The organism is Novosphingobium beihaiense (genome assembly GCF_022832375.1).
Lineage (GTDB): Bacteria > Pseudomonadota > Alphaproteobacteria > Sphingomonadales > Sphingomonadaceae > Novosphingobium > Novosphingobium beihaiensis.
Map to the genome: position 1 here is coordinate 413,788 of NZ_JALHLG010000005.1, position 12,774 is coordinate 426,561.

At 64.3% G+C, this 12,774-nt stretch carries 11 protein-coding genes; 6 read left to right on the top strand and 5 right to left on the bottom strand.

Annotated features, from left to right (window positions below):
- Positions 1-4 precede the first annotated feature (4 nt).
- The 5 genes from MTR66_RS05605 to MTR66_RS05625 all read right to left on the bottom strand — a co-directional run bounded on the left by MTR66_RS05605 (position 5) and on the right by MTR66_RS05625 (position 5,588).
- Positions 5-553: a DUF2141 domain-containing protein gene (locus tag MTR66_RS05605; protein ID WP_243918604.1), complete on the bottom strand. Its 549-nt coding sequence runs from the start codon at positions 551-553 to the stop codon at positions 5-7.
- Positions 550-1,452 carry a hypothetical protein gene (locus MTR66_RS05610; RefSeq protein WP_243918606.1) on the bottom strand — a complete coding sequence of 301 codons (903 nt, stop codon included), beginning with the start codon at positions 1,450-1,452 and terminating at the stop codon, positions 550-552. Before MTR66_RS05610 ends, MTR66_RS05605 begins: the two co-directional genes overlap by 4 nt.
- A 67-nt stretch (positions 1,453-1,519) precedes the next feature.
- A complete protein-coding gene (locus tag MTR66_RS05615) occupies positions 1,520-2,710 on the bottom strand; it encodes a glycosyltransferase (RefSeq protein ID WP_243918608.1) in 1,191 nt (396 codons plus the stop codon).
- Positions 2,711-2,877: 167 nt separating this feature from the next.
- Positions 2,878-3,639: a DUF2334 domain-containing protein gene (locus MTR66_RS05620; protein ID WP_243918610.1), complete on the bottom strand. Its 762-nt coding sequence runs from the start codon at positions 3,637-3,639 to the stop codon at positions 2,878-2,880.
- A gap of 71 nt (positions 3,640-3,710) precedes the next feature.
- Positions 3,711-5,588 (bottom strand): ABC-F family ATP-binding cassette domain-containing protein, encoded by a 1,878-nt coding sequence (locus MTR66_RS05625; RefSeq protein ID WP_243918612.1) that lies wholly within the window; start codon positions 5,586-5,588, stop codon positions 3,711-3,713.
- Between the two features lie 143 nt (positions 5,589-5,731).
- On the opposite strand from MTR66_RS05625, the gene MTR66_RS05630 reads away from it, so the two are divergent.
- From MTR66_RS05630 to MTR66_RS05655, 6 genes are all read left to right on the top strand, one after another.
- Positions 5,732-6,733, top strand: a complete 1,002-nt coding sequence (locus MTR66_RS05630; protein WP_243918614.1) for an efflux RND transporter periplasmic adaptor subunit — start codon at positions 5,732-5,734, stop codon at positions 6,731-6,733.
- Positions 6,730-8,508 carry an ATP-binding cassette domain-containing protein gene (locus tag MTR66_RS05635; RefSeq protein ID WP_243918616.1) on the top strand — a complete coding sequence of 593 codons (1,779 nt, stop codon included), beginning with the start codon at positions 6,730-6,732 and terminating at the stop codon, positions 8,506-8,508. Before MTR66_RS05630 ends, MTR66_RS05635 begins: the two co-directional genes overlap by 4 nt.
- Positions 8,505-9,635: an ABC transporter permease gene (locus MTR66_RS05640; RefSeq protein WP_243918618.1), complete on the top strand. Its 1,131-nt coding sequence runs from the start codon at positions 8,505-8,507 to the stop codon at positions 9,633-9,635. Before MTR66_RS05635 ends, MTR66_RS05640 begins: the two co-directional genes overlap by 4 nt.
- A gap of 4 nt (positions 9,636-9,639) precedes the next feature.
- Entirely contained in the window at positions 9,640-10,752 is a 1,113-nt protein-coding gene (locus MTR66_RS05645; protein ID WP_243918620.1) for an ABC transporter permease, read from the top strand.
- Between the two features lie 19 nt (positions 10,753-10,771).
- Positions 10,772-12,256 carry an efflux transporter outer membrane subunit gene (locus tag MTR66_RS05650; protein WP_243918622.1) on the top strand — a complete coding sequence of 495 codons (1,485 nt, stop codon included), beginning with the start codon at positions 10,772-10,774 and terminating at the stop codon, positions 12,254-12,256.
- A 146-nt stretch (positions 12,257-12,402) separates the two neighbouring features.
- The gene (locus MTR66_RS05655) at positions 12,403-12,714 is read left to right on the top strand and encodes an FtsB family cell division protein (RefSeq protein WP_243918624.1); all 312 of its coding nucleotides are present in this window, start codon (positions 12,403-12,405) and stop codon (positions 12,712-12,714) included.
- Positions 12,715-12,774: the final 60 nt, after the last annotated feature.

The following is a 12,774-nucleotide window of genomic DNA, read 5'->3' on the forward strand; positions in this document are numbered from 1 at the left end:
CGGTTCACTTCTTCCGTTTCAGCGGCGCCACGCCCAGGCCGTGGCGGTAGTTGAGAACGATGGTTATCGGCGTCAGCCCGGCCCCTGCTTTCGCGCTCGCCTTGCGGGCCTTGGGCTTGCCCCAGCCCAGCTTCGGGTTGCCCGCAAAGCCGATGCCGTCGATCGTCCAGTTGAACTTGCGGTCTTCGTTGCGGTCATGGAGCAGGCTGACGGCATAAGTGCCGGGGCCGGGCAGGCGCACGCAAAGCTGCGGCGTGCCGGAAGCCGGGACCGGCACTTCCACGCGGCGGAAGGTTTTCCCGGCGTTGATGAGGACGTTGTCGTCCTCCAGGAAGTCATCATTGTTGTCCGGATAGACTTCCAGCTTGAGGTTCCCTTGCCGGTCCTTGAGACCATCGACCGTAACGAGAAAGGCTGGCCCCTTTTCATTCGGGCGGCATTGGCCTTCGGCCTTTCCGAGATCTGGCGTGGAAGGGATTGTCGCCGCGGTCAGCAGCGGCAGGACCAGAAGGGCAGGAACGGCAGTGGCAGCGATGGGCGCGGGGGCGGTCATCCACGTTTCTCCGGATTGACGAGGTCGTTGATGGCAATGGCGGCGCCCAGAACGAGGTGCGTTGCGAGGATCAGCCCGGCCATCAGCGTCATCAGCGCGCCGATGTCGCGTTCGTGGCCCAGCACGACGACGGCAATGCCAGCGAACAGCAAGTCCTTGTTGGGCATCAGCGGCAGGCGTGAGACCAGCAGACGCAAGGTCGAAAGATAGAGCCACCAGGTGAGCGGCACTTGCGGCAAGGCCAAATGCCACAGCACCGCCAGGAACACCGTGGACAGGACAATGCGGGCCAGATGGACCTGGGTAATCATGCCCAGTTCACCGCGCGCCAGCGAAAACACCCGGCGCCGGAACACCATCGCGAACAGGGAAATCGCCAGGATCACGCCCAGCGAGAGCGTGAGCATGCGGGTGTCGAGGCCGAGCTGGGTCGCGCCCAGCATCGGGAAGGCCACGATCAGCAGGGCCATGGTAACGGCATTGCCCGTCATCGCGGAGAGGATCGCCACGTCCTTCACGGCACCGAACGGGGCCGCTTCGAGTGAGACGCGGCGGCGGGCCCAGGTGTAGAAATAGGCCTCGCCGAGGTAGCCGAGCAGAAGCTCGTTATAGACCTTCTTGCGCAGCAGCGCGAGAAAACCGGCGGGAGGGATCTGCCAGAGGCGGCGGAAGATATACCACTCGCTGGCAGGCGTTATCAGGTAGTACCCCGCGAAAACCATCCAGAACGCCGGATTGGCCGGAACCATGGCGGCGAGGCGGGGAATATTCACGCCGCCCATTTCCAGGACGACTGCGGTGATCACGGCCAGCGAAAGCAGGATCGAAAAGATCGCATTGCGCCGCCGGTGTGCGGGCCGGTCCTGCGGGATCAGTTCGATGGCGGGGGCCCCGTTCATGACCGGCATCTCTGAAGCCAGGGCTGCTAAGGGTTTTGACACGATGTTCTCCGGAAGGCTTCGCGGATCAGCGCAAGGGATGGCGGCCGGCGCGCGGAGACATGACGTCGAGGGCACGCTGATGGTGGGTTTCGTGGCGGCGGCTGCGGCTGAGTTCGCGCATCATATCGAGGTAGCGGTGGGCGGCGTTCTCGACCTCGTAAGTCGCCGCGATGGCGCGGGCCCGCCCGTGGTCTGGCTGGAACTGGCGGATGCGAACGAGCCCTTCCGCAAATTGGTCTTCGTTTGCGCGCTCCACGAGAAGGCCGGTGCGGCCCCGGTCCAGCAGGCACGGCATGCTGACGCAGCAATCGGTGGCGAGCACCGGCAGTCCTGCCGCCAGCGCTTCCACGATCACGCCGGGCAAGCCTTCGTAGTCCGAACTCAGCACGAAGGCGTCCGCTTCGGCCAGCAGCGGGTCTATGCTGGCGAGATGGCCGGGAAACCGCACGCGACCGGCAATGCCCAGCGTCGCGGCAAGTTCTTCCAGCGCGGGCCGCTCGGCGCCTTCGCCTGCAATCGTCAGCGTGTCGTGAGGGCGGGCAACGCGCGCGAAGGCCCGCAGCAGCATGGGAAAGTTCTTCTGAGGCGCCAGGCGCCCGGCCGCGAGATAGCTGGTGCTCCACGCTGCCTTCGGCCTGGGTTCGAGCTTGGCCAGGTTGCGCAATCTCTTGCGGGTGATCACGGGATTGGCGATGACCGGCACTTGCTGGGGACGGGCCAGAGTGGTGCGGCAGATCTCCTGCCGCATCGGTTCGGACAGGCTTACGAGGCGGTCGAACAGGGCGCCTTGTATCCGCAGCCAGCGGGAATAGCCGCGCCGCATGACGGGGGCCATGTCCGGCCGGTCGAGCGCATTGCTGACCTTGAGAACCATCGGCGGCGCATGTTCGCCCAGCAGGACTTTCATGGCCGCGGCGACAACGGCATAAGTATTGCCCGGGCAGAACAGAACGTCGCTGCCGTTCTTCAACAGGTAGCTGAACAGGCAGTGGATCATCCAGGGCGTTTCCCAGGATGCGGTCGGAAAGCGGGTGGGAATGCGCCAGTAGTCGAGCGCCGGGGCGCTGCACAAGTTGGGGCTGCCCGAACGCCCCAGAACCACAGTTACCTCGTGTCCGGCCCGGTCCCATTCGGACGCGAGCCCGAGCGCGACGCGTTCGACGCCGCCGGGATCGAGACTATGGATCGGGATTGTGATCCTGAGTGGTCCTTGCATGATCGATCAGACGTCGCCGCCCCTGGCTATCCGCAGTATGCGAAAGGAAGTTTTTTGATGTTCGCGGCCGGGCTCTATGGATCGTGCATGTCGGGTTCGTGACGGCGGCCTTGCCTGTCATCCAGGTGACGTGCCCGCGCCTTCAAAGTGCCATTATTGGCGCCAGGTTATTGAATTTCCGCGTACTTCGATGGCGTGTGAGAGGCCGCGAAGCGGCGCAGCGTCCTATCGATGCTGGAAAGCAAGGACTCTTTCGTGACATCGCCGGGGTGAACAGCGATGCGAACGGTGCGGGTGAGGGGCAGCGTCTGCCGGGCCAGCGCGGCGAAAGCGAGCGAAGAGGCCGTGCGCATCGGCGAGCGGCTGGCCCAGGTGATCACCGGGCCTTTGGCCAGCGTGTTTCCGGTTGCCGCGTTCCAGACTTTCCAGTGATCTTCGGCCAGCGCGAACCCGGCCTTTGCAAGCGCCGAACGCGCGCCCTCGCCATAGAGCCAGGCCGGGGCGATGAACCCGGCGGTTTCGCGGCCGGTGATGTCTTCGATCAGTGCCTTGCCATCGCGCATGCGCTGCAAGGCGGTGGCTTCGTCAAGGCCGAGGAACTCGCCTTCGCCCGCGGTCATGTGGCGGGCCTTGAACTGTGCCGTGCCGCTGCTGTGCGTGGCGCTGTCGCGGTGGAACCAGCCATGCACGAACATTTCGATCCCGGCATCGGCCCAGCCGCGCAGCCTGGCCTGGAACGCCGGATTGGCGCGCAGCGGATGCTGGCCCCAGTGATCCGGCACGACCAGCATGGCGAACCGCGGTCCGCCCAGCCGCGCTTCCAGCAGGCCGTAAAGCTGCTCGACCTGCCGTTCCGAACCCGGACCGACATCGTGAATGGACGCAAGAAGGCGTTTACGGACGGAAGGCTGGGAGGCAGGCTGGGACATGGCACGCATCTAGAGTTGAACGATGACGACGCCGCGACACGACTCCCTCCGCAGTGCCTTATGCAGAATTTTCAGCCGCCCATGACCGCTTCCAGCGCCTCGCTGGCGTCGAGCCAGGCCAGTTCGGCCTCTTCCAGACTGGCGGTCGTCTCCGCGTGGCGCTTGCCGATCTCACCGATGGCGAGGTCTTTGAGATCGCCCTTGGCCGCGGCCGGATCGAGCAGTGCGGCATCGAGCGCTGCGATCTGCTGTTGCAGCCGGGTCATCCGGGTTTCTGCTTCGGTGACTTTGCGGCGCAGGGCCTTCAGTTCCTCGCGGGAGAGCGTGGGTGTTTTGCGGGCGGGTTTGTCTTCGCGCTTGCCGGGCTTGTCCTCGGCCTTGGGCTGGTTGCGGCCCAGAACGAAATCGACGTAATCGGCCATCGATCCGTCATAGGGCTTTGCCGTGCCCTGATCGACGAGGACCAGACGGTCTGCGGCCAGTTCCACCATGTGCCGGTCGTGGCTGACGAGGATGACTGCGCCTTCGAAGGCATTGAGCGCCTGCACCAGAGCTTCGCGCGCATCGACATCGAGGTGGTTGGTCGGCTCGTCGAGGATGAGCATGTGCGGGGCATCGCGCGTAACCAGCGCCAGCGCCAGCCGCGCCCGCTCGCCGCCGGACAATGTGCGGGTTTCGGCGGTGGCCCGGTCGCCCGAAAAGCCGAAGCGGCCAAGCTGGCCGCGCACGGCGACCGGCGGCTTGCCCGGCATGGCCCGCGTCATCAGTTCCAGCGGCGTGGAATCGGCAGGCAGTTCCTCCACCTGATACTGCGTGAAATAGCCGATGCGGATCTTGGGCGAGAAGCTGAGCGATCCTTCCATCGGCTCCATCTGGCGGGCCAGAAGCCGGGCCAGCGTCGTCTTGCCGTTGCCGTTGCGGCCGAGCAGGGCGATGCGGTCTTCCGGATCGATGCGCAAGTTCAGCCGCCGCAGCACGGGCTCTCCGGGGGTGTAGCCAACGGCGGCGAGGTCCATCGTGACGAGCGGCGGGCGCAACTCGTCCGGACTGGGAAAATCGAAGCTCATCGAGGGATCTTCGCTCATCGCCGCGATCGGCTGCATTCTTGCCAGCATCTTGGCGCGCGACTGTGCCTGTTTGGCGGTGGAGGCGCGCGCCGAATTGCGGGCCACATAGTCCGCCAGCTTTTTGCGCTGCGCGTCCTGATTGGCGCGGGCAGCGGCGGCCTGTGCGGCGCGTTCGGCGCGCAGGCGCTCGAAACTGTCGTAAGAACCGGGATAGAGCGTCAGCTTGCCGCCCTGCAGGTGCAGGATGTGATCGGCCACGGTGTTGAGCAGGTCGCGCTCGTGGCTGATGATCAGCAAGGTGCCGGGATAGCTTTGCAGGAAGTTTTCCAGCCACAGTGTTGCTTCGAGGTCGAGGTGGTTGGACGGTTCGTCCAGCAGCAGCACGTCGGGCTGGGAAAACAGCAGCGCGGCCAGCGCCACGCGCATCTTCCACCCGCCGGAAAAGCTGTCCAGCGGCTGCGCCTGCATCGCCTCATCGAAACCCAGGCCAACGAGAATGCGCGCGGCGCGGGCGGGCGCGGCATAGGCATCGATCGCGATCAGCCGCTCGTGGACGTCGCCCAGGCGGTTGGGGTCGGTGCAGGTCTCGGACTCCGCCAGCAGGGCGGTGCGCTCTGCGTCCGCTTCCAGCACCGCCTCGAACGGGGTGCGGGTGCCGCTGGGCGCTTCCTGCGCGATATAGCCCAGGCGCGCGCGCTTGGGCATCTCGATGGCGCCGCCGTCGGGCTCCAGTTCGCCGATGATCGTCTTGACCAGAGTCGACTTGCCCGCGCCGTTCCGGCCGATGAGGCCGGTCTTGCCGGATTGGGGCAGCGTTGCGCTGGCTCCGTCCAGGATGGTTCGTCCGCCCAGCCGCACTGTGATATCTCTGATCGTCAACATGCCGGGGCGCCTAGCAGGCCATGCGTGGAAAGCAAAACGGCCTTGCGTTTGCCCGTGTTTGGATTGATCTGCTGCAATGCAGTGACATGATGGTGTAAGCACAAGCCGTCAGGTAATCCCCCCGGCCCGGCGAAGGAGTGCCGATGAAAAAATCCGTGATCGGCGCCGCCTTGCTGGCGGTGCTTGTTGGCGCCACAGCGATCTGGCTGGTGTCACGCAGTGGCCGCGATGCCAATACGCTGGTCCTGCAAGGCAATGTCGATTTGCGCCAGGTTTCGCTCGCCTTCGATGGCAACGGCCGCATCGAGGCGCTCCATGCCGAAGAGGGGGACAGGGTCAAGGCAGGGGCCTTGCTCGCCGAACTCGATACGCAAACGCTCTCGCTTCAGGCGGAGCAGGCGAAGGCGAAAATGGCGGCCGACCGGCAGACCTTGCTGCGCATGGAGCACGGTTCCCGTCCCGAGGAAATCACTCAGGCCCGCGATCGTCTTGATGCCGCCGAAGCCGATGCGGCGCGGGCCGCAGCCGATCTTTCCCGTTTGCGGCAGGTTGCCGCGAGCACGGGCGGGAAAGGCGTCAGCGCACAGGAAATCGACCGCGCCGCCGCCGCGGCCAAGGCTTCTGAGGCGCAGGCGGGGCAAGCGGGGGAAGCCTTGCAGCTTGCGATCAAAGGGCCGCGTGCGGAAGATATCGAAGCGGCAAAGGCGCAGCTCAAGGCAGCGCAGGCCGCCTTCGCGCTCTATCGCCACCGGATCGATCAGGGCGAATTGCACGCACCGGAAGATGCCGTGGTGCGCTCGCGCCTCGCGGAAGTGGGAGATATGGCCTCGCCGCAGCGGCCCGTGTTCGAACTGGCGCTGACCAGCCCGAAATGGGTCCGCGTCTATGTCAACGAAGCCGATCTCGGCCGGGTCAAGCCGGGCATGGCGGCTGAAGTCACGACCGATACCGCTCCGGACAAGCCGGTTCCTGGCACGGTCGGCTATATTTCCTCGGTCGCCGAATTCACGCCCAAGGCGGTCGAGACCGAAGATCTGCGCACGGCGCTGGTCTATGAAGTGCGGGTGAGGGTGAAGGACAAGGACGGGGCCCTGCGCCTTGGCCAGCCGGTCACAGTCAAGCTGCAGACCGGGCCGGAGGCGTGAGCGATACGCCGCCCAGCGTTGTCATCGAAGGGTTGAGTAAGCGGTTTGACGGCCCCGATGGCAAACCTTTTGAGGCGATCGGCGGTATCTCGCTGTCGATCCGTCCGGGCACGCTGACGGCTTTCGTCGGCCCCGACGGGGCGGGCAAGACGACGCTGATGCGGATGATGGCCGGCTTGCTGAGGCCGGACGGGGGGCGGCTGCAGGTGCTGGGAATAGACCTGTCTGTCGATCCGCAGGAAGTGCAGAACCGGATCAGCTACATGCCGCAGCGCTTCGGTCTGTATGAAGATCTTTCGGTGCAGGAAAACCTCGATCTCTATGCGGATCTGCATGGCGTGGCTGCGGATGTGCGCAAGGAGCGTTTTGCCCGCTTGCTGGCGATGACCGATCTGGCGCGGTTCACCGGGCGCCCGGCGGGCAAGCTTTCGGGTGGCATGAAGCAGAAGCTGGGGCTGGCCTGCACGCTGGTGCGAGTTCCGGACCTGCTCCTCCTCGATGAACCCAGCGTTGGTGTCGATCCGTTGTCCCGGCGGGACTTGTGGGAGATCATTGACCAGATCATCGCGGCCGAAGGGCTCAGCGTGATCGTGAGCACGGCCTATATGGATGAGGCGGAGCACTGCGGCCACGTGTTCGTGCTCAATCAGGGCAAGCTGCTCGCGGAAGGGAGCCCAGCGGAGCTTCGGGATAGAGCCAAGGGGCTGACCCATGTCGTCACGCCCGAACCCGGTGTCCCTGCGCGCGATCTTCAGGCGCGCATGATCGATGCGCCAGATCTTGTCGCCGATGCCGTGCCCAGCGGCGGGCAAGTGCGTTTCATCTGCCAGCCCGGGTGCGACACGGCCGCCTTGAAGAGCTTGCTGCACGGTTGCGATTGCCAGCCGCGCAAGGAGGAGCTGGAAGATGCTTTCATGCTCCTGCTTCACCAGAACAAGGGATCAGAAGAGGGCGGCGCAGCTTCTCCGCCGCCGTTGGCATCGGAAGCGCCTGTCACCGAGATCAATGGCAACGGCGATGGCCCGGTGATCGCGGTGCGGGATCTCGTGCGCCGGTTTGGCGATTTTACCGCTGTCGCCAACACCAGTTTCGAGGTGAAGCGGGGGGAGATCTTCGGCCTTCTCGGACCCAACGGTGCGGGCAAGACCACAACGTTCCGGATGCTCTGCGGCCTGCTGCCCGCCACTAGCGGAGAGCTGCAGGTGGCGGGTGTCAATTTGCGCAAGGCGCGGGCTGCCGCGCGGGCGCGCATCGGCTATGTCGCGCAGAAGTTTTCGCTCTATTCGAACCTTTCGGTTTACGAGAACCTGGATTTCTTCGGGGGCGCCTATGGGCTGCGGGGCAAGGCGCGGCAGGACCGCGTGAACGAAATCATTCGCCAGTTCGATCTCGATCCCGATGCGCAGAGCGGCAATCTGCCGCTGGGTTACAAGCAGCGCCTCGCCATGGCGGCCGGGCTGCTGCACGAGCCGGAAATCCTGTTTCTGGACGAACCCACCAGCGGCATCGATCCGCTGGCCCGCCGTGCGTTCTGGCGCACCATCACGGCCCTGTCTCAGGCAGGCGTGACGGTGGTGGTGACGACGCACTTCATGGAAGAAGCGGAATATTGCGACCGCATCGCGATCCAGGATGCCGGACGCCTGCTGGCACTCGGCACGCCGCGCGAAGTGCGTGAGCGCTCCGGCATCACCGAAGGGAATATGAACGAGGCTTTCATCGCGATTGTCGAACAGGCGCGCGCCGCTGGAACGAATGGGCGCGAGGCGGCATGAGCGGGGCGGCGTTCAAGATCCGGCTCGCCGCTCTGGTGCGAAAGGAGGCGCGGCAGATGCTGCGCGACCGCGCCAATCTTTTGGTCGGCCTGCTCTTGCCCGTCGTTCTTATCCTGCTGTTCGGTTACGGTCTTTCGTTCGATGTGAAGAATGCACCAGTGGCATTGGTCATGGACAGCAATTCGGCTGCCGCGCGGGAAGCCGTCTCGGGGATTGGCGGATCGCGCTATCTGGTGCCGGTGCGGGTGGGCAGCATGGCGCAGGCCGAGACGCTGATGCGTGCGGGCAAGGTCGATGCGATCGTGCGGGTTCCGATCGATTTCGCCGAGCAGCAGGCGCGCGGCCACGCGCAAATCCAGCTCATCCTGAACGGCATCGATTCGACGACGGCAACGACACTGGAAGCCTATATCGGCGGTGCCTTGGGGACCGTCGCGCTGCGCCGGATTGATCGCGGCACGGGTGGTGCTGACGGTGCGGGCGGCGTGTCGGTGGTGCAGCGGACGTGGTTCAATGAAGCCGGGATCAGCGCATGGTATCTCGTGCCCGGCCTCGTCGCGCTGATCATGACTTTGGTGGGGGCGTTCCTCACTTCTCTTCTGATCGCGCGCGAATGGGAACGCGGCACGCTGGAGGCTCTGTTTGTCACGCCGGTGCGGCCGCTCGAACTCGTGCTGGCCAAGGTTGCGCCGTACCTTGTCATCGGTCTGATCGATCTGGTCATGTGTATCGTCGCAGCCCGTATCCTGTTCGAAGTGCCGATACGCGGTTCGCTGCTGGCTATCCTGCTCTCGTCGATGGCCTATCTGATCGTCTCTCTGCTCCTGGGGCTGTTCATCTCCGGCGTGACCCGCAACCAGTTCGCGGCCAGCCAGATGGCGTTGCTGACCAGCTTCATGCCCGCCATGATGCTGTCCGGCTTCGTGTTCGATCTGCGCAATGTTCCGCTGGCCGTAAAGGTGGTCAGCCAGATCGTGCCTGCAACGCATTTCATGGGCGTGATCAAGAGCCTGTTCCTGGCCGGAACCGATTGGGGCATGGTGCTGCGGGGATGCGCGATCATGATGGGCTATTCGCTGGTGCTTCTGGCCCTGACCTGGCGCACCGTGCGCAAGAAACTGGATTAGGGCCATGGACCATCTGATCAGCACTCTTGCCCAGATCCTGGCGCTTTGCCGCAAGGAAATCCTCGCGATCGTCAAGGACCCGGCGAACCGGGTGATCCTGATCGGGCCGGCGCTGATCCAGACGATGCTGTTCGGCTATGCAGCAACTTTCGATCTCAAACACGTTCCCTATGCGGTGTTCGATCAAAGCCACAGCGCGGCATCGACCGAACTTCTTGCCCGTCTGGACGGCACGGGGATCTTCGAACGCGAAGCAACGCTGACCAGTACCGCGCAGATAGCCGGAGTGATCGAAGGCGGCAGCGCGCTGATGGCCGTCACCATTCCTGCCGATTTCGCCACACGCCTTGCCGATGGTAGGCAGGCCCCGGTGCAGGTCATATTCGATGGCCGCAATTCAACGACGGCAGGGGCAGCGGCCGGTTATGTCAATTCGGTGGTGACCGGTTACAACCGGGCGCGTGAGGGGCTGCCGCCGATTACGGTCGTGCGGCGGGCCTGGTTCAATCCCAATCTCGATTCCCGCTGGCAGATCCTGCCCGCCATGATCGCGACGCTGTCCATGCTGCAGACGATGTTGCTGGCCGCCCTGTCGGTTGCGCGCGAGCGCGAACAGGGCACGTTCGATCAATTGCTGGTCACGCCATTGACGCCGCTGCAGATCCTGATCGGCAAGGCCGTGCCGTCGGTGCTGGTCGGCATCATGCAGTCCACAATAGTTCTGCTGATCACGCTGTTCTGGTTCCAGATTCCCATGACCGGTTCGCCGTGGCTGCTCTATCTCGGCCTGGCCGGGTTCACGGGGGCTTCGGTGGGGATCGGCATGTCGATCTCCGCGCTGGCGCTGAACATGCAGCAGGCGATGCTCTATACCTTCCTGCTTATCATGCCGCTCACGCTGCTGTCCGGCCTGGTTACGCCGATCCGGAACATGCCTGAAGTGCTTCAGATCCTGACGCATGCCAACCCGCTGCGTTTCGGTGTCGATCTGGTGCGGCGTGTCTATCTCGAAGGGGCCGGCCTGTCCGATATCGCTTTCGACTTTTTGCCCTTGTTCGTGGTGGCGAGCATCACGATGCCGTTGTCCGCCTGGCTGTTCCGCAACCGCCTGGCCTGATGAAGATGGATACCCTGACATGAAATCCGCCCGCATCCTTCCGCTTCTTGCCCTCGGTCTTGCCGTTGCGCCGCTTGCCGGATGCGTGGTTGGTCCCGACTTCAAAGCACCGCAGGCGGGGGCTCCGGGCGACTGGTCGAGCTGGCGCAGCGGCGATCCCTCGCTGATTTCGCCGGAAGCGGCAGGCGATCCGATCCCGGCAGATTGGTGGACGCTGTTCGGCGATCCCGTGCTGAACCGCCTCGAACAAGAGGCCCTGTCCGCCAGTCCGGACATTGAGACCGCAGCATTGCACTATGCCCAGGCGCGCGTTCAATTGCAGGGGGCCGGGGCAGGCGGGCGCCCGCAGGTAAACGCTGGCGCGAGCGTGGGCCGCAACCGCCAGAGCGAATACGGTGCCTCGACGCGGCTGTTCGATGTCATCGGCACAGACCGGGATACGCTCGCCAAGTTTCTGGCTGAGCCTTTTACGCTCTACCAGGGCGGGTTTGATGCCGTCTGGGAACTGGATCTGTGGGGCAAGGTCCGTCGGCAGGTCGAACAGGCAGGTGCCAGAGCCTCGCAACAGGAAGCGCTGCTTGATCTCACGCGGCTCAGCATCGTCAGCGAAGTGGCGCAGGCCTACTTCGACATGCGCACCACGCAGCGGCAGATCGCCATTGCGCAGGACGACATTGCCTTGCTGCAAGAGCGGGTTTCGATCGTTTCCGCCCGGGTGAAAGGCGGCTTGGAGGATCATCGAAGCCTTGAGCAGGAGCAGGCCCAGCTCAGTGCGCTGCGGGCATCGCTGCCTGCGTTGAGAGCGGGCGAGGCCATGCAGATCAATCGCATTGCCCTGTTGCTGGGCAAGCACCCGGGAGAACTGAACGGAGACCTGCAGGCGCGGGGCAGCTCTCCTGCTGGACACCTGCCGGACCTGTCGCTCGGTATGCCGTCGCAAGTGGCGCTGCGCCGTCCCGATGTTCGGGCTGCCGTTGCTCAGCTCCATGCCGCCACGGCCGGGATCGGTGTGGCGACGGCGGATCTCTATCCCAGCATTCGCCTTGGCGGGAGCTTCAATCTCGAATCCTATCGCAGCCAGAACCTGTTCGACTGGGCCAGCCGGACGTGGTCGATCGGCCCTAGCCTGGATCTGCCCCTGTTCGACGGCGGACGCCGCCGCACGGTGGTGAAGCTGCGCAAGCTCGAAACGCGCGAGGCGGCAGTCGGGTACGAGAAGACCGTCTTGAAAGCCTGGCAGGAAATCGATGACGCGTTGAGCGGCTATACGGCAGACCGCCAGCGGGACCGCACGCTGGCAGCGCGCGAAACCCATACGGCTAATGCGCTGGGACTGGTGGAAGCGCGCTACCGGGCCGGGACAGTCAATTATTTGCCCGTGATCGATGCGAAGCGGGCGCGCCTGCAAGTCCAGCGCGAGCGGACGGATCTGGATGGCCAGCTGAAAGTGCGTTTTGTCGCGCTCAACAAGGCGATCGGAAACGCCCCTCCGGGCAAGTTCTAGCGGGGAAATGGCCCCTGGAAAAAGTTATCAACACTTATCGTTCCCTGGATGCGGCGGAGCGAATGGCGCGTTAATGGGCCAAAGTGGTGCAAACCGCTAAGGAATTTGGCTTGCAAGGCCGAATCACTTGTGATTCTATCGTTTCCATGAGGACCATGCGGCAAGATCCGGGCATCGTGAAAGAAAGACTCGTTCAGGGGCTGGCGCTCGCCGTGCTGCTTCTGATGGGGCTTTATGCCGTTGCGGGGCCGAGCGGGCTGATCGCGTGGGGCGAAAACCAGCGCCTTCTCGAACAGCGGCAGGAAAAGCTGGCCGTGATGAAGAGCGAGCGGAAACGCTGGCAGAACCGCGTGAAACTGGTCGATCCCAAGAACGTCGATCCCGACCTTGCCGGGGAATTGCTGCGCAGCAATCTCAACGTCGCCCGGTCCGACGAGATGGTGATGCTGCTGCACTGATAGCCTTGCGCGGTGCGATAATATTTTCTGCAATGTGAGCAATTTCCTGTCACGCTGCTT

Coding starts and splice junctions, on each gene's coding strand:
- MTR66_RS05605 (WP_243918604.1), bottom strand. CDS start 553: ATGACCGCCCCCGCGCCCATCGCTGCCACTGCCGTTCCTGCCCTTCTG.
- MTR66_RS05610 (WP_243918606.1), bottom strand. CDS start 1,452: ATGAACGGGGCCCCCGCCATCGAACTGATCCCGCAGGACCGGCCCGCA.
- MTR66_RS05615 (WP_243918608.1), bottom strand. CDS start 2,710: ATGCAAGGACCACTCAGGATCACAATCCCGATCCATAGTCTCGATCCC.
- MTR66_RS05620 (WP_243918610.1), bottom strand. CDS start 3,639: ATGTCCCAGCCTGCCTCCCAGCCTTCCGTCCGTAAACGCCTTCTTGCG.
- MTR66_RS05625 (WP_243918612.1), bottom strand. CDS start 5,588: ATGTTGACGATCAGAGATATCACAGTGCGGCTGGGCGGACGAACCATC.
- MTR66_RS05630 (WP_243918614.1), top strand. CDS start 5,732: ATGAAAAAATCCGTGATCGGCGCCGCCTTGCTGGCGGTGCTTGTTGGC.
- MTR66_RS05640 (WP_243918618.1), top strand. CDS start 8,505: ATGAGCGGGGCGGCGTTCAAGATCCGGCTCGCCGCTCTGGTGCGAAAG.
- MTR66_RS05645 (WP_243918620.1), top strand. CDS start 9,640: ATGGACCATCTGATCAGCACTCTTGCCCAGATCCTGGCGCTTTGCCGC.
- MTR66_RS05650 (WP_243918622.1), top strand. CDS start 10,772: ATGAAATCCGCCCGCATCCTTCCGCTTCTTGCCCTCGGTCTTGCCGTT.
- MTR66_RS05655 (WP_243918624.1), top strand. CDS start 12,403: ATGAGGACCATGCGGCAAGATCCGGGCATCGTGAAAGAAAGACTCGTT.